Here is a 24036-nt window from a genome sequence, read left to right as displayed (position 1 = left end):
CTTTTGTGAATCATGAAGCACTCGTCGGTGACGTCCTCGACGCCATGGACGCCAACTTGGTTTCCCATGCCTGCCACCTGCATGAACACTTGCCGACTGCATCGGTCACGGTCACTGCAGATGTTGTCGTCGCAGACAGCGGCCTCGCCGACGACACGTTCAACATCATCGCTGGTGCTCGCTTCGCCGTACCTGCCGACGGGCCCGAAGATCGGCGACTGATCGACATCCTCGCCTCGATTCGAGCAACCGGACGTCCGTTCTCCTGGTGGACCGGACCCCGCGACAATCCCTCTGACCTCGGGGCTCGCCTGTCCGCCCTCGGCTGTCTGCGCTCCGAGGAAGAACGAGCGATGACGGCGGACCTTGACGTCGTCCCTCATCCGACGCCTGTCCCAGAACTCTCCGTTCATCGGGTGACTACTCGTACCCAGCTCGCCGACTATGCCGCCGTGATGGCCGCCAATTGGTCGCCGCCCTCAGCCGCAGTTATCGGTTTCTTCGAAGACACCGCCGATGCCGCTCTCGATGAGCGTTCGCGGAGTTCATTCGTCGTGGGGTACGCGAACTCCCAGCCCGTCGCTGGAGCCGAGGTCCATTTTGCGGCCGGCGTCGCCGGACTGTACGGCGTCGTCACGCTCGAAACGGCTCGCCGACGCGGATTCGGCTCGGCGGTCACCCTTGCCGCACTCGACATCGCCCGCGAGCGAGGTGCCCGAACCGCCGTACTTCAGGGGTCCAGCGACGGCGCACAGCTCTATCGAAACCTCGGCTTCGAGGACGTCGGCACCTACACCGAGTACTCGATCGGCAGCGGTTAGACGTCCCCGCGGGGACGCTTTCGGACCCCGTTCGGAAGTGTGTGTCGGTGCCCACCTCTAATATCGAACGTACATTCGAATTGACGTCGGAGACAGGCCGGGGGGCAAGTCATGAACGCAACACTGATCGACGAAGAAACTCGGAGTTCTACCCGAGACGGCGTGGAGCAACTCGGCACGGAAATCTGCGCGCTCGCCGGCCAGATCGCTGCAGCCACCGCCCGATTCCTCACCCTCCTCGCAAAATTCGACGAAGACCGCGGCTGGACCGGCCCTGGACTTCACTCCTGCGCCCACTGGCAGTCATGGAAGTGCGGAATGAGCCTGCACACCGGCCGCGAATATGTTCGCGTCGCCAAAGCACTCCGATCATTGCCAGAGATGCGGAAGGCGTTCGAACAAGGCCGCCTGTCGTACTCGAAGGTTCGCGCACTCACGCGAGTCACGACACCTTCGAACGAGAAGCAGATGGTTCGGTTCGGCTGCGAGGCGCCCGCAGCCCAGATCGATCGTCTCGCTGCCGGCCTGCGTAAAGCAACCGACAACGAATCCGGCAAAACCAAAGCGCCCGAACATCTTCAAGTCCGCTGGCATTGGGACTCGGATACGGGCGAGTTCGTCGTCAAAGGACGCCTGCCTGCGCAGGACGGCGCACGAATCCTCGCAGCGTTAGCTCTGGCGGAACGTGAACGCACTCGAACCACCGCCACCGTCCCCGCCGACGAGACAGCCACCAAGAACCCCGTCGGAAACATCGGGCCGGGCCTCGTCGCAATGGCTGAGCTCGCCACCGCCGCGGCCGCAGACCGCACATCCAAGGCCGCCGCGAACGAAGTTGTGTTCTTCCACGAAGCGGACTCTGTCCGCATTCCTAGCGGGCCCGCCCTCTCCGAAAACGATGCCGAGGAAGTGCTCTGCAATGCCAAGCTTCGCCTGGGAACAACAAAGGATGGATGCGTTCTGAATCTGGGCCGGCGGACCCGCGTCGTCAGTGCCAAACAGATGTTGGCATTGAATTACCGCGACGGATGCTGCCGCACACCAGGATGCGGACGGACCCGCTTCCTGCACGCACATCACGTGAAATTCTGGGGACGCGGCGGCAATACGGACTTGGACAACCTGATCATGCTTTGCGGCACCTGCCACCGCGCGCTGCACGACGGCCAGTTCACGATCACTGCACTCGGCGAGCAGAAGTTCGAGTTTCGCTATGCCGGCGGCGGCGTCATCGACCCAGCACCGCCAACCGAGGGGTTCGCCGATGACCTATTGCGCGGGGACATGCCCGACGACGCGATCGTGCCGGCGTGGGGCGGAGAGCCCCTCCACCTCGATCACGCGGTCAGCGTCATCCTCGACGGCTGGGCCGCGTGAGCAAACATTGGTCTAGTCCAATCTGAATCCGTCGTGAACAATCGGACAACCCTCGCATTCAGATAGTGCAATTGGTCTAGTCCTATCGCAATATCTTTAGCGTGACCAAGAAAATCGCACGCACCTCAGCAGCTATCACACTCCTCCTCGCCGGCGCTGTTGCTGCCGGAACCGCTACTGCCGCAGCAATTCCCGGATCGTCCGACCTCAATCCGTCGGCCGCCGAGAAGACAGTTGTCATCGGGCTCGACGGCACTATGCTCAGCCACATCAAGACCGCCGATGCTCCCCGTCTCCAGAAGCTCATCGCCGAAGGAACCAGTGGAGAATCTTCCATCCTCGGCCACACCACCATCTCCGGACCGTCGTGGTCGACCATCCTGACCGGAGTCTGGGACACCAAGCACGGCGTCAAGGACAACACGTACGCGGGTGCCCGCTTCGATCTCTACCCGAGCGTGTTCACACGGTTGGAAACAGCACAGCCATCTCTGCTCACCGAGTCGATCTCCACCTGGGGTGGCATCGACAACATCGCCTCCAGCGGCACGCCGAAAGCCGACGTTGTCGTCACCACTACCGATGCAGGCTCCGGAGCGGCCACCGATGCTGCGACGGCTGACGCCGTCGCCCGCGACATCACCGACAAGGGACCTGACCTGATCTTCACCCAACTCGATCAGGTGGACGGCGCGGGGCACAGCGGCGGCACCAACGGCGCTGCGTACGAAGAGTCGATCGCCTCCGTCGACGCCCAGGTAGGCAAGATCATCGATGCTGTTGATCAGCGCGCTGCGAAGACCGGTGAGAAATGGACCGTTCTGGTCACTGCGGATCACGGCCACAAGCCCGCCGGCGGACATGGAGGTCAGACACCGGCGGAAGCAACGACATTCGTCATCGCGCGTGGTGCGGGATACGCAGCCGGTAAGACTACCGACTCGTACACGATCGCCGACATCACTCCGACCATCCTCCAGAGCCTGGGGGTCGCATTGCCTGCCGATCTGGACGGTAAGCCGCTGGCCAAGGAAGCTCCCGGCTTCGTCGGCTCGGCCGACCTGGGATTCTTCGGCTCCTGATCGCAAAAAGTCGCGGGCGCTCAGCAGAGTGCCGCAGCAAGACAGCAAAAAGGTCGGGCCGGAGAGCGTGTGCTCTCCGGCCCGACCTGTTGTGGAGCTGCAGGGAATTAAACCCGGATCCTACAGTGGTGAGTAGCTGTGACTACTTAACTACAATCCTCGCACGATCGATCGATTACTTGCGGTTGTGCCGGCGGTCGGTTTGCGGGTCAACTCCGGCGCGTTCGGGCGTTCGGATCTCCCCACCTTTCTACGGGTACTAAGAACCCTTGCAAAGCGGCGGGGGTTCTATAGTGAGGAATCTCAGTTTACAACATTACAATCTTCTCGTGGCACCCAATTATTTTCATCCCGAGCCTGGGCAGCCCGTCCGGATGTAGGAATCCCCACGTCGGTCTTCGAGTTCGTGCTCGAAGAACTTCCAAGGACGAGTTCTGTCATTAGTCCACTCGGATCCGTCACGGCGCACTTCCCCCGCGCTTATCGCAGTGCAGGCAGGTTTGGTTCTTCATATCGGCGACAATATTAGACCTGGATAGCAATAGAAAGGAGATCACCAATGCCGGACACTAGGAACTTGAAGAATTAGATGGCTGCGGGTACTTCGCTGCCAGCCGTTGTTCCTCCTTATTCAGTTGCCTTCCTCGCGCTGCAATATTAAATACAGCAACGAAAATGCACACAATTGCAACGCCAGCCAGCACATCCTCTATGCCATCGGGTTGTTTGGCCACACTGATAACTGCTAAGGCGGCCATCGCTCCCGCTCCCAAGGACAGGCTGAAGAGTGACATGAATCGGTGATACGCCAAGTTGTGTTTGGACACCAACTCTCGGACTGCTCTGTCTATTTCATCCTTCATCATCAGGTGCGCCGGAAGGTCCTCTGGGAGCAATGCCAACAGTTCGACATCTCACCGAATGTTGTCTCGGTCGTCACGCCGATTCTGTCGCGCACCAATCAACCCCACAACTATCGACGAGGCTGCAGCTACAACACCCACGACAATTGCAACGGTGCCATTCACGTCTGACACTCAGAACTCATTTCGCCGTAGTTTCACCGAGTCGGTGCATGCCGAGCCAATTTACATTGAGTCCTTTGCGGGCCGATCAACGACTACCCGGAATGGATGGGCTTGATCAAGCGACGGTGATTGTGCCTGCCAGAGTGGGACCGGCGCCGCCGGCCGCGAGTCTCAAGGTGACGCCTCAGATTTGTCAATTATTCTGTTTTTATAGATGCCTTACCTCACAATCCACTACCATGACGCGCCTGACTCCGTGGCAGGACCTCAGAGCCCACCTCGCAAACCTAAAAACGGAGTTCGTGAACCTCGAAAAGAATCGAATGCATCGAACGCTGGCCCCGGAGCGGACTCCAGCTCGACCGGCGCCTGCAACCATCGCGCCACCGACTCCGAACCGCTCAGCGTCTAATGCCAGTGGCACAATCCTGCGCTAGCACTCATCGAGCATGAACAGCGGATCACCGATCACGCCGCCTAAGCCTTCTGGGTCACACTGCCTGTGTTCAAATCACGTATCGAACGACTACCGCCGCGAAGAACACGCATACATCCAACGACGCATCGCATCCACCAACTGAAAGGCCCACACAATGAGCACTCCCCCGGCCGGCTGGCATCCCGACCCCGAAGACAATAGGCAGCTCCGCTACTGGGACGGTCAACAATGGACCAGCGCGACACAACCCATGCCCGCCGCGCAGACCCCGACACTGGAAACGCCCGAGCAGAAGAAAGATCGAAAGCGTCAGCTCGTCGCCATTGGCATCATCATCGCTGCGGTAGCGAGCATCGCCATCTTCAAGAGCATCGACTTCAGCAGCGACGACACTGAAACCGCAGCAGCCGAAACAACGACCACGCAGGCAGCTCGCACAACCACAACAGCCCGTACGACAACCGCTGGTGCTGCGGCCACCCCGCTAACGACATCCGCAGTACCCAGTTCGACCACCCTGCCCGTCGCCGCGCAAACCTCGAAGCCACTGCCGGCCACATGCAAGACTCCAGCGCAATCGGTAATTGACCAGATCGATGCGTCCTTTATCGAAGCCGACAGACACCTTGAAAATGTGTTCATGGTCTACGGCCGCAAAGATGTCGCCTACATCGGCGCGAACATCGTGGACTCCGCAGGCACCCGAGTGTCGAGCGCTGACATATGGGCGCAAAGCGACGGCATGCTCTTCTCGCTATCGAGTGACGCACGCAGACGTACTGCCCTACCTGATGGACGAAAGCTGCTCGACATCAGCGCAGGCGACGAGTTCGGATCTGCTGTATCCGACTGCATCATGGTCAGCGTCATCAACCGAAACGTCTCTGGCGGAAACTGATGCCTCGGCCCCGACTATCTGTGGGTGAGCACGGGAAGATCAGCCGCCGAGAACTCCCAGACGGGCGGTGGGTCGCCACATGCTGGGTACGTGACGAAGACGGCAAACGCCGCCAAGCCACCAAACAAACACCCTTCGGCATCCGCGACGAACACGGCGCCGTCGCCGAACGCACCCTGCTCGAATCACTCAAAACCCGACACGTCCAAGCCGCCGGCCAAATCACCGGAACCAGCTCAGTCCACTACCTGTGGACCGAATTAGAAACACAACTCATCACCCAAGGCAAAGCCGAGAACACGTTGAAGGACTACCGGCGACAGTCCAAGCACGTCCTTCAACGCCTAGGCGACTTACAGATCCGGGAAGTCACCACCCAAGCGCTCGACTCGTTCGTTCAGGACGTGGCTGTCAAACGTGGTGTGCCGACCACCAGGAAGAACCGCACCATCCTGCTCGGCATGTTCAAGATCGCTGTCCGCTACAACGCAATCCCGGTCAACCCGATCCGCGAGCTCACCTCGATCGCAGGGAAACGAAAGAAGCGGGCACGGCCATTGGACCCCGAATCGTTGGCTGCGCTACTTCGGGACCTTCGTACCTCAGATGTGCCGTGCCCCGTCATCTTGGCGCCGCTCCAGCTCGCTCGCGGGCAGAAAACTTCTTCCACTGACATCCCGACTGTTGCGAAGTTTTGTGCGTAGAACGACATGGCCGACATCATCACAATGTTCGCTGCTACCGGCTGCCGCATCGGTGAACTACTCGAGATCCGCTGGCAAGACATCAACCTCGACACAAAGACAGTCGCAGTGACAGGCCAGATCGTCCGGATCCGCGGCGAAGGACTGGTGCGACAGGACCGGACGAAGTCGGAGGCCGGCGACGACCGAGACCTTCCGCTGCCAGCGTTCGCTATAACCATGCTTCGCGGACGCCGTCAAGAACCGGTGTACGTATTCGAGTCCTTGGCGGGCACAATTCTGGATCCGGAGACGGTCGGTCGTCGGTGGCGTCAGATCCGGGCCGCCGTGGACTTGGAATGGGTCACCTCACACACCTTCCGCAAGAGCGTCGCGACGATCCTCGACGAGAAAGGCTTAACTGCCCGGCAGGCTGCGGACCAGCTCGGGCACGCTCAGGTCAGCATGACGCAGGACGTGTACTCGGTCGAGGGAAGGTGCATACTGCTGCTGCGGACGCGCTGGATGCTGCGGTTTCAGGGAAGAAGCCGGGGCGCGAAAGTGGAGCGTAAGTGGACAGTGACCTGTTTCGGACACAAAAAATGAGGCAGGCCCAACACCCTGTTTCGAGTGTCTGACCTGCCTCTTTGTGGAGCTGCCGGGAATTGAACCCGGGTCCTACGTTGAATCGCTAGGGCTTCTCCGTGTGCAGTTCGCTAAGTCTCTACTTGGATCTCCCAGTCTCGCGAACAAGCCAGGATGACGATCCCAGTCACTGTTTGATGTCCCATCCGACTCCGTGACCGAGCCGAACAGTAAAGCCCTCTAGCTGATGCCAGGAACCGGGTCGAGGGCAACCCCGGGCTGACAGACACGCTTCGCTACTTAGGCAGCGAGAGCGTAGTCGCGCTGATTGGAATCGGCGCTTATAGGTTTGCAGCGACGCTTACGGTGGTCTCTTGCCTGCACCGACACGCTTCCCCTAACTCAACACACGCAGTCGAAACCGTTCAGCCCCGTGTGTGCCCCGCGTCTTTCGTGGGGCTATTCACTATAACGCGCCGAAGTTCGGAAGTCATACCAATTAATCGGCGGCACTTTCCGTGTCCTGCACCCCAGCCGTGTCCTGCAGCCCAGCCGTTTCCTGCACCGCAGCCATCTCACGCTCGGCAGCACCGGTGATGTTGGTGATCATCCCCTGGAAGACGACTCCGTGGAAAGGCAGGATCGAGTACCAGTACGCCCGGCCGGCCAGCCCGCGAGGGAAGAAGACCGCACGCTGATCGAGATGTGAACCCACCGGCCGTCCATCCGCACCCGCCGGACCTTCCGACACTCGCAACTCCAACCATGCTCCGCCCGGGACCTTCATCTCGGCGCGCAATCGGAGCAACTTACCTCGATCGATTTCTTCGACCCGCCAGAAGTCCAGGGCTTCACCGGTGTTGAGCCGACGTGGATCCCGTCTACCCCGGCGCAGTCCGACCCCGCCGACCGCCCGGTCCATCCACCCCCGGATGGCCCACGCCAAAGGGAATGAATACCAACCATTCTCGCCGCCGATCGACTCGACCACCGACCACAGGGTTTTCGGATCCGCCGAGCAGTCACGTTCGCGATGATCGACGTAGACGGCTTCGCCGGCCCAATCCGGGTCGGATGGAAGAGGGTCGGATGGAGCGCCCGCGATCGTTGCACCGGACCACGCCGTCTCCACCTCACCGGTCTCGATCTTGCGAAGCGCCAAACGCACTGCTTCCCGGTACGGCGTGAGGCCACCGGCCGGAGGCGGGATGAAGTCGTCGATGTCGTGGTCGTGCATCACCGCGTCGTTCTGCAGTGATTCGATCAGCGGCATCGCCAGACCTCGCGGGATCGGCGTGACCAATCCCACCCAGTGACCGGCCAGACGCGGGGTGAGGACGGGCAGGACGAGGATGCGTCGGCGTACCAGTCCTGCGACGTCGGCGTAGGTGTTCATCATCTCGCCGTACTGCATGACATCGGGCCCACCGATGTCGAAGGCGCGGTTGACCTCCGGCGTCGTCGCCGCGGCTGCGATCAAGTAGTGGAGTACGTCACGCACGGCGATCGGCTGAATGTTGTTGTGCACCCATTTGGGTGTGGTCATCACCGGAAGTCGATTGGTCAAGTGGCGCACCATTTCGAAGGACGCCGAACCCGATCCGATCACCACGCCGGCCTGGAACACAACCGTCGGAACGTCGGAGTCGAGCAGGATCCGACCAACTTCGAGCCGAGACTGCAGGTGAGTCGACAGCTCCCGATCGGACGGATGAAGCCCGCCCAAGTAGACGATCCGGCGCACCCCCGCATCGCGCGCAGCGGCGGCCACGTTCTGCGCGCTCTGCTTGTCGATATCGGAGAACGAGCCTCCTCCACCCATGGCATGAACGAGGTAGTAGACCACGTCGATATCGTCGAAAACACCTGAGAGGGAATCACTGTCGGTCAGATCCCCACGCGTGATCTCCACCGAATCATGCCAGGGCACATCGCGTAGTTTCTCGGGGCTTCTCACCACCACACGCACATGATGGCCCTCTTCGACCAGGCGAGGGGCAAGACGGCCGCCGATGTATCCGGTCGCACCCGTGATCAACACTCTCACTGCGTCCATCACCCCACGCTACGCAGAATTCAACTGCGAAGCGCGAGTGCAACCTCGAGGTCGTCGTTGGTCAACATCATGTTGATGCCCGCTCCGGCCTTCGCCCCGGCGGCCGCGGCCATGATGACCTGGGCACCTGGGTCGACGACGTTGCCCGCGGCGAACACCCCGGGCACGCTTGTGGCCCCCATCATGTCGACCGTCACGAAATCGCCCATCATCGTCTCGGCGCGCGATGCGCCGAATGCGCGCAAGATCGCATCGTTGGGGTCCATCGTGAGGGCGCCACCGACAAAGACCGCCGAACGCGCGACCACAGTGCTGTCGGCCAAACGCACGCCCACCAACCGATCGTCCTCGACGACGGGACCGGCGACCTCACCCTCGACGATCGAAATACCGCGAGCTGCAAGCTTTCCCCGGTCCTCGGAATCCAGTTCGGTGATTCGATGGAGAAAGAGAACCACGTCGTCGGACCACTGGCGAACCATGAGTGCCTGGTGCATCGCAAATTCCGCACTCTTGGCGATCACGCCAAGCGGCTGATCACGCACGCTGTACCCGTGGCAGTACGGGCAGTGCAACACATCGCGGCCCCAACGCTCGCCGAAGACTTCGAGCTCGACCGGCAGACGGTCCGTCAGACCTGTGGCAACAAGGACTTTGCGCACCTGGATCTTGCTGCCGTCAGCGAGTTCGACGGAGAAATCGGCCGAAAGATCCTCACTGTCCCGTGTCACGGAGACGACTGTGCCGTCATGGAACTCGCCGCCGAATTTGCGGACTTCACCTCGGCCGATGGTCAGCAATTCGGCGGGGTTCATGCCGTCGCGGGAGAGGAATCCGTTCATGTGATCGGCGGCCGCGTTCCGTGGTGAGCCGTTGTCGAAGACGATCACGGACCTGCGTGCCTGACCAAGGATGAGTGCGGCGTTCAGCCCTGCCGCGCCGGCTCCGATTACTGCTACGTCGAATGAGTTCTGCGTCATGAATCCAGAATGACAAGAGATCACAGTCTTGACAAACACTGTTGCCACTTTGGCAAAATAGATGAATGACCGAAACATCGTTCGAAGCCGTTCTAGCCGGCATCGGCCCTCGCCTACGTGCGTTGCGCCAGCAGTCCGACATGACCCTGGCCGACCTGTCGGAGACCACCGACATCAGCGTCAGCACACTGTCGAGACTCGAATCCGGCACTCGCCGAGCCAACTTGGAGCTTCTACTGCCGATCGCCAAGGCACACGGCGTCCCGTTGGACGACCTGGTGAACAGCAAGATCGAAGACCCCCGCGTTCGAGAAGAACCGCGAACGGTCGGATGCATGACGGTCATTCCGCTGACGAGTCAGCCCGGCAACCTCCAGGCCTACAAGATGATCATCTCCCCCACCGACGACGATCGCGAGCCGGGATCCCACGAGGGCTACGAGTGGGTCTACGTTCTGTCAGGGCGCATCAGACTCCAACTCGGCGACCGCGATTTCATCATGGGGGCAGGCGAGGCCGCCGAGTTCGACACCCACATTCCGCACCGCATCAGCGCTGCCGACGGCCGACCTGCCGAGGCGATCAGTCTCTTCGGGAAGCAGGGCGAGCGTGTTCACCTACGCGCAGCGCCGGCCGACAGACGCGGTTGAACTGCCAGGACCGAGTCAGGCGCCCGCAACGGCAATCATGCCGACTGCCGCCAGCGCCAACAGCATTCCCGCTTGTTGCACGCGGCTTACCCGCTCGCCCAGCATCACCATGGCGAGCAGAACCGTCGCAGCCGGATACAGCGAACCGATCACACTGACCAGTGAAAGCATTCCACCTTGGAAGGCGTAGATCATCGTCCCGTTCGCGACGACGTCGAGGACGCTGACGTACACCGCGAGCTTGAGTGGCTCGCCTCGTGGGAGAACGAAGTGACCGGCCGCCAGCGCGACCAACCACACCACGACGGTCGCGGCGCCCCGCGACACGGCCAACGCCCACAGCCCGCTGCCCTCGCCGATCTGGTGAAGTGCGATGAACGAGAGTGCAAATGCACCACCGCTTCCAACCGTCAGAAGCGCCACCTGTCTGGTGAAGCGGAGAGTGATTCCGCCGGCAACCTCACCCGCGGTGTCGTCAGGCGACTCGCGGCTGACCAGGACGACGGCGACCAGCGCGACGGCGATACCCAGGTACGCGATCAGCCCCGGCCGCTCGCCGAAGGCGAATCCGACTAGCACCGGAATACCCGCCACCAGAACAGCTGTCAGCGGTGAGACCACAGACATAGGTCCGGTCGCCAAGGCGAGATAGAACCACCACACCGCCAGACCACTCGTGACGCCCGCGATCGCGCCCCAGATCAAACCGTTCAGCGTCAGCGTGCCGGAAACGAAAGGTGCTGCGATCAGAACGATGACGAGCGAGAGCGGATACGAGACGATCACCACACGGAGTGCGGCAACTCGTCGTGACGCAACTCCGCCGACGAAGTCGCTGACTCCGTAGGCAACTGCCGCCACGAGGGCAAGCAGGATGGAGGTCAGCGCATGCCCTTGATACGACGACCGAGCTCGCGGGTCACCTCGCGCTCGGCGGTGCGCTTGGCCATGTCCTGGCGCTTGTCGTAGTCCTGCTTACCCTTTGCCAGTGCGAGTTCGACCTTGACCTTGCCGTCGTTGAAGTACATCGACAGCGGGACCAGTGTCTGGTTTCCCTCGCGGGTCTTGCCGACGAGGTGCTCGATCTCACGCTTGTGCAGCAGGAGCTTTCGGGTACGACGCGGCGAATGGTTGTTCCACGTGCCTTGCGTGTACTCGGGAATGTGCAACGAGCGCAACCACACTTCGCCATTGTCCACGGTGGCGAACGCGTCGACGAGCGACGCCTTGCCTTCGCGCAGACTCTTGACCTCGGTCCCGACGAGCGCGATACCGGCCTCGTAGGTGTCGATGATCGTGTAGTTGTGACGTGCTTTGCGATTGGTCGCAATGACCTTGCGGCCCTTTTCCTTCACTGTCCGGGCCTCTCAGTCCGCTGTCTTGCTGTCGAATACTGTCTTACCGTCAAATACAGTTCCAGCATAGAAGCTCGTGCAAACCGATTATTCGCGGACGTACAGACGCAGCGTCACGTACGCCGTCACCGCTGCCATACCGACACCGGCAAGCACGAGGATCGGCGAGACGAACAGCACGTCACTGTTGGAGATCCGCGCCACGATGTTGGCTTCGTAGACGTCGGACAGGACCCCGTCGATGAAGACGTTCTTCGCCGTGAACAGTCCGGCGATGGCGAGCACCGCACCGATCAAGGCCGCAACGACGGCTTCGAGGAGGAACGGAAGCTGGGTGTACCAACGCGTCGCGCCGACCAATCGCATGATGTTGACCTCGGTACGACGCGTGAACGCCGCGATCTGGACCATGTTGGCGATCAGCAGGATGGCCGCGATCGCCTGGACGATCGCGATCGCGAACGCTGCGTTGCGCACTCCGCCCAGCACGCTGAAGAGTCGGTCCACCAACTCGCGCTGATTGAGCACACTCTCGACGCCGGGCCGCGAACCGAAGGTGTCGTTGATGACGCCGAATCGCTCCGGGTCACTGAGCTTGACCTTGAACGACGCCGGGAAGCTGTCCGGGCTCACCAGCGCTGCCAGCTCGGGCTGGTCCTTGAACACGCGCTCGGTGGCGTCCTTCACGGCGTCTTCGCGGTTGAGGTACTGAACGGCGACGACGGACGGCGTCTGCTCGAGTTCCTTGCGCAACGAACTGCAGATCTCCTGCTCGCAACCGGGATCGGCAGAGGAGATGTCGTCGGTCAGGAAGATCTGCACCTCGACGCGTTCGAGGAAGATCTGCTGGGTCTTGCCTGCCATCTGCACGACCAGCAGACCACCGCCGAAGAGGCCGAGGGAGATCGCCGTCGTCAAGATCATGGCGATGGTCATCGTGATGTTGCGGCGTAGGCCGGTCAGGACTTCACTGAAAATAAAGCTGGCGCGCATCGGGGAATCCGATTCCTTTTCGAGAGGCCGGTTGTTTCACGACAACCGGTGGGCGTACGAGACGTGTGGTCGTAGTCGGCGCTACCTGCCGACGCCGTACACACCCCGCGCTTCGTCTCTGGTCACCTTGCCGAGATCGAGTTCGATGACGCGTCGACGCATGGAGTCGACGATGTGGTGGTCGTGGGTCGCCATCACGACGGTGGTACCCGTGCGGTTGATCCGCTCGAGCAGCAGCATGATGTCCTGGCTCGTTTCGGGGTCCAGGTTGCCGGTGGGCTCGTCGGCGAGCAGCACGAGCGGGCGGTTCACGAATGCGCGGGCGATGGCGACGCGCTGTTGTTCACCGCCGGAAAGTTCGGTGGGCAGTCGATCGGCTTTTCCGGCCAGCCCGACCATGTCGAGGACCTCGGGCACAGTGCGCGCGATGACGTTGCGGGGTTTGCCGATGACCTCTAGGGCGAAGGCCACGTTCTCGGAGACCGTCTTCTGCTGAAGCAACCGGAAGTCCTGGAACACACAGCCCATGCTCTGACGAAGCTTCGGCACACGGCGAGCCGCCAGCTTGTTGACGTGGAAATCCGCGACCTCGATATCGCCGGACGTGGGCGACTCCATCTTGAGCAGCAATCGCATGAACGTCGACTTGCCAGAGCCGGAGGGGCCGATGAGGAAGACGAACTCCCCCTTCTCCACCTCCACACTGACTTTGTCGAGCGCCGGCCTGGTGGAGGCCTTGTAGGACTTCGACACATTCTTCATGCTGATCACAACTAGCCAGTCTAGCCGTTATCTAACGGTGACCTTGGCGCCACGCGCGACGAGCCTCGTCCTTATCCGGTACCGGTGGTCTCAGGTGACTGCGGCACCGATGTCGGTGCCTGCATTGCCGCGCCAGGTTGCGGGACGGTCGTTGTCGCCGGAGTGGTCGGCACTGTGGTTGCGGACTGTTCGGCGTTTCCCGGAGCCGGGGCGGGACCCGACGTCGGCGTCGGCGAACCGGAACTGCCCGTGCTCGATTCCGAGGACGGAGTCTCGGATGTGGTCGTCGGCTCGGTCGAGGACGGCACGGGGGTCGTCGTCGACGGTTTGACCGACGGAGCGACGTACGGCTCGGTCTGCGACGTGTCCACGCTGGGCGGCGGTGTGGCTGCGGGCTGTTCCTCAGGATTGAGGTACGTATGCAACAGATACGTCGCCAGCCACGCCACGACGAGGATGAAGGTCGACGTTCGCATCCGGCCACCGAAGAGCCGTGACGGAAGCCAGTCCAGGTGAAACAGTCGGTCGAGTCCGCGGCGCGGTTCCTGATCGGTCATTCGCTCGCCTCCTCGGTCCGTGCGGTGTGCAGATCTGGTGACACCGTGATCCCCTGACGTCGCAGTGCCGCGGCGACGCGGACACGAAGAGCGCGTCCGACCTGGAACTGTTTGCCAGGGAGCGTTCGCGCGACCATCCGCACGTTGACCTGATCGACCTCGAGGCTTTCGACGCCCATGACGGTGGGCTCGTCGAGCAGAAGTTTCTTGAGTCCACGGTCGGCCATCGCGTCGACTCCGACCTGGCGAAGCACCTCGTTGACTCGGGTGAGGTCCGCGGTCGCCGGAACCGGCACGTCGATGACGGCGCGTGCCCAATCCTTGGACAGGTTGGTCGCTTTCACGATCTGGCCGTTGGGAACGGTGATGACCTCGCCGTCGGAGTTTCGCATCCGCGTCACGCGCAGGGTCACGTCCTCGATAACGCCTTCGGCGTCGTCGGAGGAGCCGGTGATCGCAAGCCGGACGGTGTCACCGAAACCGTACTGGCGTTCGGTGATGATGAAGAAGCCGGCAAGGATGTCCTGCACGACGCGTTGAGCACCGAAACCGAGCGCCGCACCGAGAACAGTTGCCGGCGCCACGAGACTTCCGATCGGCAGGTTCAGTTGGTCGAGAACCTTCAGCGTCGCGATCACGTAGATGAACGTGATCACCACCCAGGTGATCACCTGCGCGACCGAGTGACGATGCTTGGTCGCCTCGGAGCGAACCAGCGCATCGCCCAACTGATAGTTGGAGTCGATCTGGTCGGTGACCTTGTTGCCTCCCCAACTGACCAGCCGGGCGAGAATCATCGCGCCGAGCACGGTCATGAGGACTGACAAACCGGTGGTTTGAAGCCAATCGAGCAGGTTCTGCCCAGGTCGAAGTAAAGTCATCGTGCCTTTCGGTATCCGAACGCTATGCGGACTGGTTCTCGCTCATGCGCCAGCGGATGCCGGCCTCGAGGAACCCGTCGATGTCGCCGTCGAGCACTGCCGACGGGTTGTTGACCTCGTACTCGGTACGCAGGTCCTTGACCATCTGGTACGGATGCAGAACGTAGGAGCGCATCTGGTTACCCCACGAGCTGCCGCTGTCGCCCTTGAGCGCATCCATCTCGGCGCGCTCTTCCTGACGCTTGACCGCGAGCAGCTTGGCCTGCAGGACGCGCATCGCCGACACCTTGTTCTGGAGCTGCGACTTCTCGTTCTGACAGGTGACGACGATTCCGGTCGGGATGTGTGTGAGTCGAACAGCGGAGTCCGTCGTGTTCACGGACTGTCCACCGGGACCGGACGAGCGGTAGACGTCGACGCGGATGTCGTTCTCGTTGATCTCGATGTGGTCGGTGGTCTCGACGACCGGCAGGACCTCGACCTCGGCGAACGACGTCTGGCGACGCCCCTGGTTGTCGAAGGGGCTGATGCGAACGAGCCGGTGGGTGCCCATCTCGACGGACAGCGTGCCGTACGTGTACGGGCCCTTGATCGCGAACGTCGCGCTCTTGAGTCCGGCCTCTTCGGCGTACGACGTGTCGTAGACCTCGACGCCGTAGTCGTGCTTCTCCGCCCAGCGGATGTACATACGCATGAGCATCTCGGCCCAGTCGGCAGCGTCGATACCGCCGGCACCCGAGCGGATGTTGATGAGTGCGTCGCGCTCGTCGTACTCGCCCGAGAGCATGGTCTTGACTTCCATCGCCGCGATGTCGTCACGCAGGCTGGCCCGTTCGGCGTCGGCATCGGCCACTGCGTCAGGGCCCTCGTCTTCTGCCAGTTCGTAGAGGATCGGCATCTCGTCGAGTCGCTCGCGCAGTGCCACGATCCGGCGCAGTTCGGCCTGAGCGTGGGAGAGCTGGCTGGTGACCTGCTGGGCGTGTTCCTGGTCGTTCCACAGACCCGGGTCGGCTGCCTGGTGCTCGAGCTCGTCGATGCGTCGGCGCAGCTCCTCGACGTCCACAACCGATTCGCAGGTGCGAAGGGTGGTGTCGAGGGCGTTCAGGTCTGCAATTACGTCGGGATGCACGGTTCTCAAGGCTACCGGGTGCCGACCTGGGCTCTGCCGTGCGTCACCCTCTCGGCTCGCCCCGTCCGTCACGTATTGGGATCACCGGGACTGGAAGCCTTGCCAACGTCCCTCCGAGGGAACCTACTGGAACGATGACTGTCACCGACGAATACCTGCAGAACAACGCCGCCTACGCCGAGCAGTTCACCGGACCGCTCCCCCTCCCACCCAGCCGACACGTTGCCGTTCTCGCGTGCATGGACGCCCGTCTCGACGTCTATCGGGTGCTGGGAATCAAGGAAGGTGAATCGCACGTCATCCGCAATGCGGGTGGAGTCGTCACCGACGACGAAATCCGCTCCCTGGCCATCAGCCAGCGTCTGCTGGGAACCACCGAGATCATCCTCATCCACCACACCGACTGCGGGATGCTGACGTTCACCGACGACGACTTCAAGCGATCCATCCAGGACGAGATCGGCATCAAACCCAACTGGGCTGCCGAATCGTTCCCGGACATCGACGAGGACGTTCGTCAGTCTTTGAAGCGTATCGAGAACAGTCCGTTCGTCACCGCGACGACCTCCCTACGCGGATTCGTCTTCGACGTCGCCACCGGAAAGCTGAACGAGGTTCTCCCCGATTGAGCCGGTAGGTTGTGTACCCGTGACCGATCGCGCATCTGACCTCGCACTCGCCCTCCGTATCGCCGACGAGGCTGACGCGATCACTCGCGCCCGCTTCGGCGCACTCGATCTTCGAGTGGACGACAAGCCGGACCTCACCCCCGTCTCCGACGCCGACCTGGCTGTCGAGCGAGCAGTGCGCGCGACGCTCGGTGAGCATCGCCCTGCAGATTCCGTTCTGGGGGAAGAATTCGGCGGCGACGCAGTCTTCGAGGGCAGGCAGTGGGTCGTCGACCCCATCGACGGGACCAAGAACTTCGTCCGCAACGTGCCGGTGTGGGCCACGCTGATCAGCTTGCTCGAGGACGGTGTCCCGGTTGTGGGCGTCGTGAGCGCACCCGCACTGAATCGGCGATGGTGGGCGGCAACAGGTTTGGGCGCTCACACGTCCTTCGGGGACGGTGACGCGCGGGCGATCCGGGTATCCGCCGTCGACCGTAGCGAATCAGCGAGCCTGAGCTTCTCGAGCCTCTCCGGGTGGAAGGACCGCGGAATTCGCGATCAGTTCGTCGAACTCACCGACCATGTGTGGCGCGTGCGCGGTTATGGGGACTTCTTCTCCTACTGCCTCGTGGCCGAGGGTGCCGTCGACATTGCTGCCGAACCCGAGGTTTCCCTGTGGGATCTGGCAGCGCTCGACGTATTGGTCCGTGAGGCCGGCGGCGCGTTCACCGATCTGGACGGCGGCGCGGGTCCGCACGGCGGGAGCGCGGTCGCCACCAACGGACTGCTGCACGAGGACGTACTTGCTCGCCTGAGGTAACCAACCGCGTACCAGAACATCCCACCCGTCGCAAGGGTCCGGGGGAGGAGTCCCGTCAGGCCCGTCGGCAGGATTCGGCACGACATCTCGACCCGTTGACTGGAAGTAGTTGATCACGCACTACTTCCAGGAGAACGATGAACCGGATTTCCAGGCGCACGATTCTGTTCGGTCTGGCCGCCGCGCCCCTCGGGCTCGCGGTGGGCTGCGGCGCCGACCCGGCAGCGAAGAGCGTCACGCTGGCGGTGGCCGGAACTTCGCGTCCGCTACCGATTCCGCCGCTTGCCGAATCCACCGTCGACGACGCAGGTGTTCGCCATTTCACACTTCGTGCCGGTACCGGAACCACCGAGATCGTCGCGGGAAAACTCACCGACACTTGGGGTTTCAACGGATCCATTCTGGGGCCGACCGTCCGCGCCGAACGCGGAGAATCTGTCGCATTCACGATCGACAACACACTGGCAGAGCCCACGACCGTCCATTGGCACGGCATGCATCTGCCCGCCAGATACGACGGTGGCCCGCACCAGACCATCGAAGCCGGCGGACGCTGGGAACCGGCGTGGACGATCGGTCAGCCGGCGTCGACGCTCTGGTATCACCCACACCCGCACGGATCCACCGAGCGGCACGTGCAGCGCGGTCTCGCCGGACTGTTCCTGATCGACGATGCCGACACGCGGGCATTGGACATCCCCAAAACCTATGGTGTCGACGATGTTCCGCTGATAATCCAGGACCGTCGATTCCTCGCCGACGGCAATTTCGACGAATCAGATCCGACCGACATCGGCCTGCTCGGCGACACGATCGTCACCAACGGCATCTCCGACGCCTACCTCGACGTCACCACCGGGGTCGTCCGGTTGCGCATTCTGAACGGCTCCTCCGGCCGTCTCTACAACCTGGGGTTCCCCGACGACCGGACGTTCGATCTGATCGCCACCGACGGCGGACTGCTCGAATCACCGATTCCGATCAAGCGGATTCAGCTCAGCCCCGGCGAACGAGCCGAGATCGTGGTTCGCGTCGACCCCGGCGCGACGACCACACTTGTGTCGTTCCCGATCGAGGACGGCGGCGGCGTGAGCGCCTCCGACGCAGAGAACTTCGGCATGAACGACCGCTTCGACATCGTCGAGCTGCGGGGGGTCGCCAGCCGCGCGTCACGGTCGAGTCTCCCGGCTCAGTTGGCCGCCCTGCCGCGTCTCGATCCGTCGAAGGCAAGCGTTTCCCGAACCTTCGATCTGCAGTGGTACATGATCAACGGGCAACGAATGGACATGAACCGCATCGACTTCGAGGCCGAGGTCGGCGCGACCGAGGTGTGGACGATCACCAACAAGGACAACTGGCCACACAATTTCCATGTCCACGACGTACAGTTCCAGATCCTCGACGTCGACGGTCGCACTCCTCCGCCTCACTTACGAGGACTCAAGGACACTGTTTACACACCACCGGGCAGTAGGATTCGCGTCGCGCTGCAGTGGTCCGAGTACACCGATCCCACCTTCCCGTACATGTTCCACTGCCACCTGCTGATGCACGAGGACCAAGGGATGATGGGCCAATTCCTCGTCCTCGAACCGGGGCAGAAGGCGGCTCCGATGCAGATGGACATGCCGATGGACATGCCGATGCCTTCGTCTGGTTCGCACTCCGGTCACTGAAAGTTCTGCAAGTGGTACACGGCGAGGCGAACCCGATTGTCGCAACCGGTCTTCGACATCAGGTTCGCCACGTGCGTCTTCACCGTGGTCACACCGAGATGCAGCGTGTCCGCGATCTCCTGATTGCTCTTCCCTTCTGCCACCAGTGCGAGGACCTGCGATTCGCGATCGGTCAACGGAACCTTGTCCGTCACAGCAGTGTCTGCGATACCACCGATCACCGCTCGATCCACAACGCGGCGGAGAAGTTCCGGAGTGAACACCATCTCGCCCTCGGCGATCCGCCGAATGGCACCGAGCAACTCGGCGGGTTCGGTGTCCTTGACGAAGAATCCCGAAGCCCCCGCGGCGAGTGCGGGATACAGATGATCGTCGTCGTCGAAGGTGGTCAGCACGAGAATGCGCGCTCGACGACCGGCCTTGACGATCTGCTGCGTGGCGCCGATCCCGTCCAGCCCGGGCATTCTCAAGTCCATCAGAATCACGTCGGGATCCAATTCTGCAGCGAGCGCTACCGCCTCGACGCCGTTCGACGCCTCACCGGCCACGGTCATGTCCTCGGCTGCCGCGCACAGCATCCGCAAACCGGCGCGCACAAGTCGCTGGTCGTCGACGATCAGCACGCTGATCACGAGACATCGCCCGAGACAACGAGTGGAATACTCACGTGCACTTCCCATTTCCCGTCACTGTTGGTGCCGGCGGTCATCTCGCCGCCGACCAACTCCGCACGCTCCTGCATTCCCACCAGGCCATGACCTGCACTCCGAGGCGATCCCTCGACGTCGTTGACAACCCTGACATGCACCCGGTTGTCTTCGCGACCGACCGAGACCGATACCAGCCCCTTCTTGTCGCCGTGCTTCATGACGTTGGTCAGTGATTCCTGAATCACCCGCAACAACGTCAGCCTCCCGATCGCGTCGAGATCGGCTGCGCCTGACTCGACATTCTCCTGGGCATCGAAGACTGCCTGCACCTCGAAACCCGCCGCACGCACACGATCTATCGCCGCCTCGATTTCCGCCTCGACGGCATCCGGCTCGACCAGAGCGACCTCACCGAGCGAAGGATCACGAAGTGCGACCAGGAGGCGACGGATATCGGCCAGCGCATCGGACGCAGTCCCACGCACATCCGCGAGGACCTCACGCACGGCCTCGTCCTGGGGCGCCAAGACATGTTGAGCCACGCCGATTCTCAGGACGATCGATGCCATGTGGTGCGCAACCAGGTCGTGCAGTTCGCGGGCGAGCGCACTGCGCTCCGCAGCGCGGGTCTGCGCAAGATTGTTCGCGGCCAATTCACGCTGCGAGCGTAGATACAGCCCGAGCAGCAGTGGCAACCCCACGTACGCAAGCACTTTCACAGCCGTCGTGACAGACCAGAACGCTTCGTGAGATTCGAACCAGATCCCCGCGAGCACCGAACCGCACCATCCTGCTGCCGATACGGCAACCATTTCTCTACGCTCGGCCCGCATCGTGACGTCGACGACGGCGACCGCCCCGAGATACGGAACAAGCTCGGACAGCCCCCAGGCGTCGGCGACGAACATCGGAACGGCGAGCGCCGAGATGACCAGGGACGCGAAGACCGGCCATCGACGGCCGACAGCGAAGGCGAGCGCCGACAGCATCGACAGAATCCAGTAGGTGAGGGGAACTCGATACTCCCCCGGATACGTGCTGGCGATCAACAGGCACGGGACCACCACCAACGGCGTGTAGCGCACGTACCGCTGTATCCGATCTGGCACCTCTGTCCGGTTCACCCCTCGAGCCTATGACGCGCATCATTTCGCGGTTTCTCGACAACAGACCTTACTGATGAGTAAGATAGGGATCGTCCAACGCCCCAACACCGAGAAACAGCTGGTGATCATGACCAAGCAAGACAGTGTTGCCCCCGACAAGAGCGCTCAGCGCAGCGAATCGGGCGCGCAGCGCGGCGGCGCCAAGGGTGCGCCCCGCGACACGTCCGCCGTCGGCCTGAACCCGATCAAACGCGACGCCATGGGCGCAGCCATGCGTGTGCTTACCAAGATCACCGGTTCGGAACTGGCCGAGAAGTTCAATCTGCGTCAGACCATCGATCGCGTGACCTACGAGGGCACCAAGACGGGCTTCAAAACCCTGGGTGCCGCCACTCGAGGATTCCAGAAGGTCTCGGGCAACGGCGCACCCAAGCGCCTGCCCGACAACCCGAGCAAGAACGCCGACTACTTCGATCTGACCCCCGACGACGACCAGAAGATGATCGTCGAGACCGTGCGCGAGTTCGCGGCCGAGATCCTGCGTCCCGCAGCGCACGACGCCGACGGCGCAGCGCAGGCCCCCGCCGATCTCTCCAAGCGCGCGGCCGAGCTCGGTATCACGCTGATCAACGTTCCCGAAGAACTCGACGGAGCAGCCGCCGATCGCGGCGCAGTCACCAATTCTCTTGTTGCCGAGGCACTTGCGCACGGAGACATGGGACTTGCACTTCCGATCCTCGCACCGAGCGGTGTGGCAGTCGCACTGACGCAGTGGGGCACCGACGCGCAGCAGAAGACCTACCTTCCGGCCTTCACCGGCGAGCAGGTCCCCGGCGCAGCAGTGGTGGTCAACGAACCACGCGCACTGTTCGATCCGTTTGCCCTGCAGACCAAGGCAGTGCGCTCCCCCAGCGGCTACAAGCTCAACGGCGTCAAGAGCTTGGTGCCCGCCGCCGCTACGTCCGAACTCTTCGTCATCGCCGCAGAACTCGACGGCAAGCCGTCCTTCTTCATCGTCGAATCCGACACCAAGGGACTCGTCGTCGAAGCAGATCCCAGCATGGGACTGCGCGCCGCAGGCCTGGGTCGCCTGATCCTCACCGATGTCGCTGTGTCGGAGTCCGCACTGCTCGGCGACGGTGACGCCGAGCAGCGCAAGGCCGAATACGCCGACGCGATTCGCCTGGCCCGCCTCGGTTGGGCGTCCATGGCCGTCGGAACCAGCCAGGCAGTTCTCGACTACGTGATTCCGTACGTCAACGAGCGCGAAGCGTTCGGCGAGCCGATCAGCCACCGCCAGGCCGTGGCCTTCATGGTCGCGAACATCGGCATCGAACTCGACGGACTGCGTCTGGTCACGCTTCGCGGCGCTTCCCGCGCCGAGCAGGGCTTGTCCTTCGCTCGCGAATCCGCTCTGGCCCGGAAGCTGGCTTCCGAGAAGGGCATGCAGATCGGCCTCGACGGTGTGCAACTCCTCGGTGGACACGGGTTCACCAAGGAACACCCGGTCGAGCGCTGGTACCGCGACCTCCGTGCCATCGGCGTTGCCGAGGGCATCGTCCTCATCTGACGCCGCTGAACTTCCAGGAGAACCACGATGATCAACCTCGAACTTCCCAAGAAGCTCAAAGCATCAGCGAACCAGGCACATCAGGTCGCGGCGCAGATCTTCCGACCCATCTCACGTAAGTACGATCTTGCTGAGCACGAGTACCCCGTCGAGCTCGACACCATGGCCGCCATGGTCGAAGGTCTCTCCGATTCCGGTGGAGACATCGGCGGTGCCAGCGGCGGACGGTCAGACGCGAGCGCCAAGGGCGGCAACGCCAACGGCGGCAACATGTCTGCGCTCCTCAACTCGCTCGAAACATCTTGGGGCGACGTAGGACTCATGCTCTCGATCCCCTACCAGGGGCTCGGCAACGCCGCTATCGCCGCAGTGTCCACCGACGAACAGCTCGAACGTTTCGGCAAGGTGTGGGCCTCGATGGCCATCACCGAACCGAGTTTCGGTTCCGACTCCGCCGCAGTGACCACCACCGCCGTTCTCGACGGCGACGAGTGGGTTCTCAACGGCGAGAAGATCTTCGTCACCGCCGGTGAGCGTTCGACGCACATCGTCGTGTGGGCGTCGGTCGACAAGTCGAAGGGTCGAGCGGCCATCAAGTCGTTCGTCGTTCCGCGTGACGCACCGGGCCTGAGCGTTGCTCGTCTCGAGCACAAGCTGGGCATCAAGGCCTCCGACACCGCAGTACTCCTGCTCCAGGATTGCCGCATTCCCGCGGACAACATCCTCGGCAGCCCGGAGGTCAACGTGGAGCAGGGCTTTGCCGGCGTCATGCAGACGTTCGACAACACCCGGCCCCTCGTTGCAGCCATGGCTGTCGGCGTCGGACGCGCAGCTCTCGAAGAACTGCGCGGCATCCTGACCGAAGCCGGTGTCGAGATCTCCTACGACACACCGGTCTACAACCAGCATGCAGCTGCAGCCGAGTTCATCCGTTTGGAAGCCGATTGGGAGGCCGCGTACCTGCTGTCTCTGCGCGCGGCGTGGATGGCGGACAACAAGAAGCCGAACTCGCTCGAAGCGTCCATGTCCAAGGCGAAGGCCGGCCGCACCGGCACCGACGTGACGCTCAAGGCAGTCGAGTTGGCCGGCACCTACGGCTACTCGCAACGCCCGTTGCTCGAGAAGTGGGGCCGCGACTCGAAGATTCTCGACATCTTCGAGGGCACCCAGCAGATCCAGCAGCTGATCGTCGCACGCCGCCTGCTCGGAAAGTCGTCCGCCGAACTGAAGTGACGGTCGAATTGAAGTGACGGTCGCACAGACCCGATCCCGACACACTCCGCCCCGCCACCTTTCGAGGTGGCGGGGCGGACTGCTCGGTCGCCAT

The 24036-nt window shown here is 62.4% G+C and carries 23 protein-coding genes and 1 other RNA gene; 12 read left to right on the top strand and 12 right to left on the bottom strand.

The features are described from left to right. Positions 1 to 5: 5 nt before the first annotated feature. From V3587_RS17380 to V3587_RS17355, 6 genes are all read left to right on the top strand, one after another. The gene (locus tag V3587_RS17380) at positions 6 to 821 is read left to right on the top strand and encodes a GNAT family N-acetyltransferase (protein ID WP_283377027.1); all 816 of its coding nucleotides are present in this window, start codon (positions 6 to 8) and stop codon (positions 819 to 821) included. 111 nt (positions 822 to 932) lie between these two features. After that, positions 933 to 2198, top strand: coding sequence for an HNH endonuclease signature motif containing protein (locus V3587_RS17375; RefSeq protein WP_283377026.1), 1266 nt, complete (start codon positions 933 to 935; stop codon positions 2196 to 2198). A 101-nt stretch (positions 2199 to 2299) separates the two neighbouring features. Continuing rightward, complete coding sequence (locus V3587_RS17370) at positions 2300 to 3280, top strand: alkaline phosphatase family protein (RefSeq protein WP_283377025.1); 981 nt, start codon at positions 2300 to 2302, stop codon at positions 3278 to 3280. A gap of 1621 nt (positions 3281 to 4901) precedes the next feature. Next, complete coding sequence (locus tag V3587_RS17365) at positions 4902 to 5645, top strand: DUF2510 domain-containing protein (RefSeq protein WP_124566368.1); 744 nt, start codon at positions 4902 to 4904, stop codon at positions 5643 to 5645. Then, positions 5645 to 6349: a hypothetical protein gene (locus tag V3587_RS17360; protein ID WP_331702165.1), complete on the top strand. Its 705-nt coding sequence runs from the start codon at positions 5645 to 5647 to the stop codon at positions 6347 to 6349. The genes V3587_RS17365 and V3587_RS17360 overlap by 1 nt, the downstream gene beginning before the upstream one ends. A 6-nt stretch (positions 6350 to 6355) precedes the next feature. Continuing rightward, positions 6356 to 6934 (top strand): site-specific integrase, encoded by a 579-nt coding sequence (locus V3587_RS17355; protein WP_283377023.1) that lies wholly within the window; start codon positions 6356 to 6358, stop codon positions 6932 to 6934. A gap of 41 nt (positions 6935 to 6975) precedes the next feature. On the opposite strand, the gene ssrA is transcribed toward V3587_RS17355, so the two are convergent. The 3 genes from ssrA to V3587_RS17340 all read right to left on the bottom strand — a co-directional run bounded on the left by ssrA (position 6976) and on the right by V3587_RS17340 (position 9949). Then, positions 6976 to 7346: a transfer-messenger RNA gene (gene ssrA, locus V3587_RS17350) on the bottom strand. A gap of 66 nt (positions 7347 to 7412) precedes the next feature. Then, positions 7413 to 8969: an SDR family oxidoreductase gene (locus V3587_RS17345; RefSeq protein WP_283377022.1), complete on the bottom strand. Its 1557-nt coding sequence runs from the start codon at positions 8967 to 8969 to the stop codon at positions 7413 to 7415. Between the two features lie 20 nt (positions 8970 to 8989). Continuing rightward, complete coding sequence (locus V3587_RS17340) at positions 8990 to 9949, bottom strand: NAD(P)/FAD-dependent oxidoreductase (RefSeq protein ID WP_283377021.1); 960 nt, start codon at positions 9947 to 9949, stop codon at positions 8990 to 8992. 65 nt (positions 9950 to 10014) lie between these two features. On the opposite strand from V3587_RS17340, the gene V3587_RS17335 reads away from it, so the two are divergent. After that, on the top strand, positions 10015 to 10599 hold the full coding sequence (locus V3587_RS17335; protein WP_283377020.1) for a helix-turn-helix domain-containing protein: 585 nt from the start codon (positions 10015 to 10017) through the stop codon (positions 10597 to 10599). 15 nt (positions 10600 to 10614) lie between these two features. Here V3587_RS17335 and V3587_RS17330 read toward each other — a convergent pair whose 3' ends face one another. The 7 genes from V3587_RS17330 to prfB form a co-directional block, all read right to left on the bottom strand. After that, the gene (locus V3587_RS17330; protein WP_075832889.1) at positions 10615 to 11472 is read right to left on the bottom strand and encodes a DMT family transporter; all 858 of its coding nucleotides are present in this window, start codon (positions 11470 to 11472) and stop codon (positions 10615 to 10617) included. An 8-nt stretch (positions 11473 to 11480) separates the two neighbouring features. After that, positions 11481 to 11954 (bottom strand): SsrA-binding protein SmpB, encoded by a 474-nt coding sequence (gene smpB, locus V3587_RS17325; RefSeq protein ID WP_003942330.1) that lies wholly within the window; start codon positions 11952 to 11954, stop codon positions 11481 to 11483. Positions 11955 to 12041: 87 nt separating this feature from the next. Then, a complete protein-coding gene (ftsX, locus tag V3587_RS17320; RefSeq protein WP_003942367.1) occupies positions 12042 to 12947 on the bottom strand; it encodes a permease-like cell division protein FtsX in 906 nt (301 codons plus the stop codon). Between the two features lie 81 nt (positions 12948 to 13028). Continuing rightward, a complete protein-coding gene (gene ftsE, locus V3587_RS17315; protein WP_020969258.1) occupies positions 13029 to 13709 on the bottom strand; it encodes a cell division ATP-binding protein FtsE in 681 nt (226 codons plus the stop codon). Positions 13710 to 13780: 71 nt separating this feature from the next. Further along, positions 13781 to 14266 (bottom strand): hypothetical protein, encoded by a 486-nt coding sequence (locus V3587_RS17310; protein ID WP_235171924.1) that lies wholly within the window; start codon positions 14264 to 14266, stop codon positions 13781 to 13783. After that, positions 14263 to 15147: a mechanosensitive ion channel family protein gene (locus V3587_RS17305; RefSeq protein WP_019747849.1), complete on the bottom strand. Its 885-nt coding sequence runs from the start codon at positions 15145 to 15147 to the stop codon at positions 14263 to 14265. The genes V3587_RS17310 and V3587_RS17305 overlap by 4 nt, the downstream gene beginning before the upstream one ends. A gap of 22 nt (positions 15148 to 15169) precedes the next feature. Beyond that, on the bottom strand, positions 15170 to 16276 hold the full coding sequence (gene prfB, locus V3587_RS17300) for a peptide chain release factor 2 (RefSeq protein WP_003942364.1): 1107 nt from the start codon (positions 16274 to 16276) through the stop codon (positions 15170 to 15172). 134 nt (positions 16277 to 16410) lie between these two features. Between prfB and V3587_RS17295 the strand changes: the two genes are divergently transcribed. From V3587_RS17295 to V3587_RS17285, 3 genes are all read left to right on the top strand, one after another. Then, positions 16411 to 16905 carry a beta-class carbonic anhydrase gene (locus V3587_RS17295; RefSeq protein ID WP_095969149.1) on the top strand — a complete coding sequence of 165 codons (495 nt, stop codon included), beginning with the start codon at positions 16411 to 16413 and terminating at the stop codon, positions 16903 to 16905. 19 nt (positions 16906 to 16924) lie between these two features. Then, complete coding sequence (gene hisN / locus V3587_RS17290; protein ID WP_200315447.1) at positions 16925 to 17707, top strand: histidinol-phosphatase; 783 nt, start codon at positions 16925 to 16927, stop codon at positions 17705 to 17707. A 137-nt stretch (positions 17708 to 17844) separates the two neighbouring features. Further along, positions 17845 to 19383 carry a multicopper oxidase family protein gene (locus V3587_RS17285; RefSeq protein ID WP_283377019.1) on the top strand — a complete coding sequence of 513 codons (1539 nt, stop codon included), beginning with the start codon at positions 17845 to 17847 and terminating at the stop codon, positions 19381 to 19383. Here V3587_RS17285 and V3587_RS17280 read toward each other — a convergent pair. After that, positions 19377 to 20015, bottom strand: a complete 639-nt coding sequence (locus tag V3587_RS17280) for a response regulator (protein WP_030534984.1) — start codon at positions 20013 to 20015, stop codon at positions 19377 to 19379. The two genes, V3587_RS17285 and V3587_RS17280, sit on opposite strands and share 7 nt — an antisense overlap. Beyond that, on the bottom strand, positions 20012 to 21157 hold the full coding sequence (locus tag V3587_RS17275) for a sensor histidine kinase (RefSeq protein WP_047271658.1): 1146 nt from the start codon (positions 21155 to 21157) through the stop codon (positions 20012 to 20014). Before V3587_RS17275 ends, V3587_RS17280 begins: the two co-directional genes overlap by 4 nt. A gap of 103 nt (positions 21158 to 21260) precedes the next feature. Here V3587_RS17275 and V3587_RS17270 point away from each other — a divergent pair, with 103 nt between their 5' ends. After that, entirely contained in the window at positions 21261 to 22709 is a 1449-nt protein-coding gene (locus tag V3587_RS17270; RefSeq protein ID WP_003942317.1) for an acyl-CoA dehydrogenase family protein, read from the top strand. Positions 22710 to 22736: 27 nt separating this feature from the next. After that, positions 22737 to 23942 (top strand): acyl-CoA dehydrogenase family protein, encoded by a 1206-nt coding sequence (locus V3587_RS17265; protein WP_003942363.1) that lies wholly within the window; start codon positions 22737 to 22739, stop codon positions 23940 to 23942. Positions 23943 to 24036: the final 94 nt, after the last annotated feature.

The organism is Rhodococcus sp. IEGM 1306, assembly GCF_036541985.1.
Classification (GTDB): domain Bacteria; phylum Actinomycetota; class Actinomycetes; order Mycobacteriales; family Mycobacteriaceae; genus Rhodococcus_F; species Rhodococcus_F qingshengii.
This window is presented reverse-complemented; position numbering and strand designations above follow the sequence as displayed.

Bases quoted from the DNA above. Each gene is read 5' to 3' on its own strand.
- V3587_RS17345 (WP_283377022.1), bottom strand. From the start codon at position 8,969: ATGGACGCAGTGAGAGTGTTGATCACGGGTGCGACCGGATACATCGGC.
- V3587_RS17340 (WP_283377021.1), bottom strand. From the start codon at position 9,949: ATGACGCAGAACTCATTCGACGTAGCAGTAATCGGAGCCGGCGCGGCA.
- V3587_RS17375 (WP_283377026.1), top strand. From the start codon at position 933: ATGAACGCAACACTGATCGACGAAGAAACTCGGAGTTCTACCCGAGAC.
- ftsE (WP_020969258.1), bottom strand. From the start codon at position 13,709: ATGAAGAATGTGTCGAAGTCCTACAAGGCCTCCACCAGGCCGGCGCTC.
- V3587_RS17360 (WP_331702165.1), top strand. From the start codon at position 5,645: ATGCCTCGGCCCCGACTATCTGTGGGTGAGCACGGGAAGATCAGCCGC.
- V3587_RS17335 (WP_283377020.1), top strand. From the start codon at position 10,015: ATGACCGAAACATCGTTCGAAGCCGTTCTAGCCGGCATCGGCCCTCGC.
- V3587_RS17265 (WP_003942363.1), top strand. From the start codon at position 22,737: ATGATCAACCTCGAACTTCCCAAGAAGCTCAAAGCATCAGCGAACCAG.
- V3587_RS17365 (WP_124566368.1), top strand. From the start codon at position 4,902: ATGAGCACTCCCCCGGCCGGCTGGCATCCCGACCCCGAAGACAATAGG.
- V3587_RS17355 (WP_283377023.1), top strand. From the start codon at position 6,356: ATGGCCGACATCATCACAATGTTCGCTGCTACCGGCTGCCGCATCGGT.
- ftsX (WP_003942367.1), bottom strand. From the start codon at position 12,947: ATGCGCGCCAGCTTTATTTTCAGTGAAGTCCTGACCGGCCTACGCCGC.
- V3587_RS17295 (WP_095969149.1), top strand. From the start codon at position 16,411: ATGACTGTCACCGACGAATACCTGCAGAACAACGCCGCCTACGCCGAG.
- V3587_RS17305 (WP_019747849.1), bottom strand. From the start codon at position 15,147: ATGACTTTACTTCGACCTGGGCAGAACCTGCTCGATTGGCTTCAAACC.
- V3587_RS17285 (WP_283377019.1), top strand. From the start codon at position 17,845: ATGAACCGGATTTCCAGGCGCACGATTCTGTTCGGTCTGGCCGCCGCG.
- V3587_RS17310 (WP_235171924.1), bottom strand. From the start codon at position 14,266: ATGACCGATCAGGAACCGCGCCGCGGACTCGACCGACTGTTTCACCTG.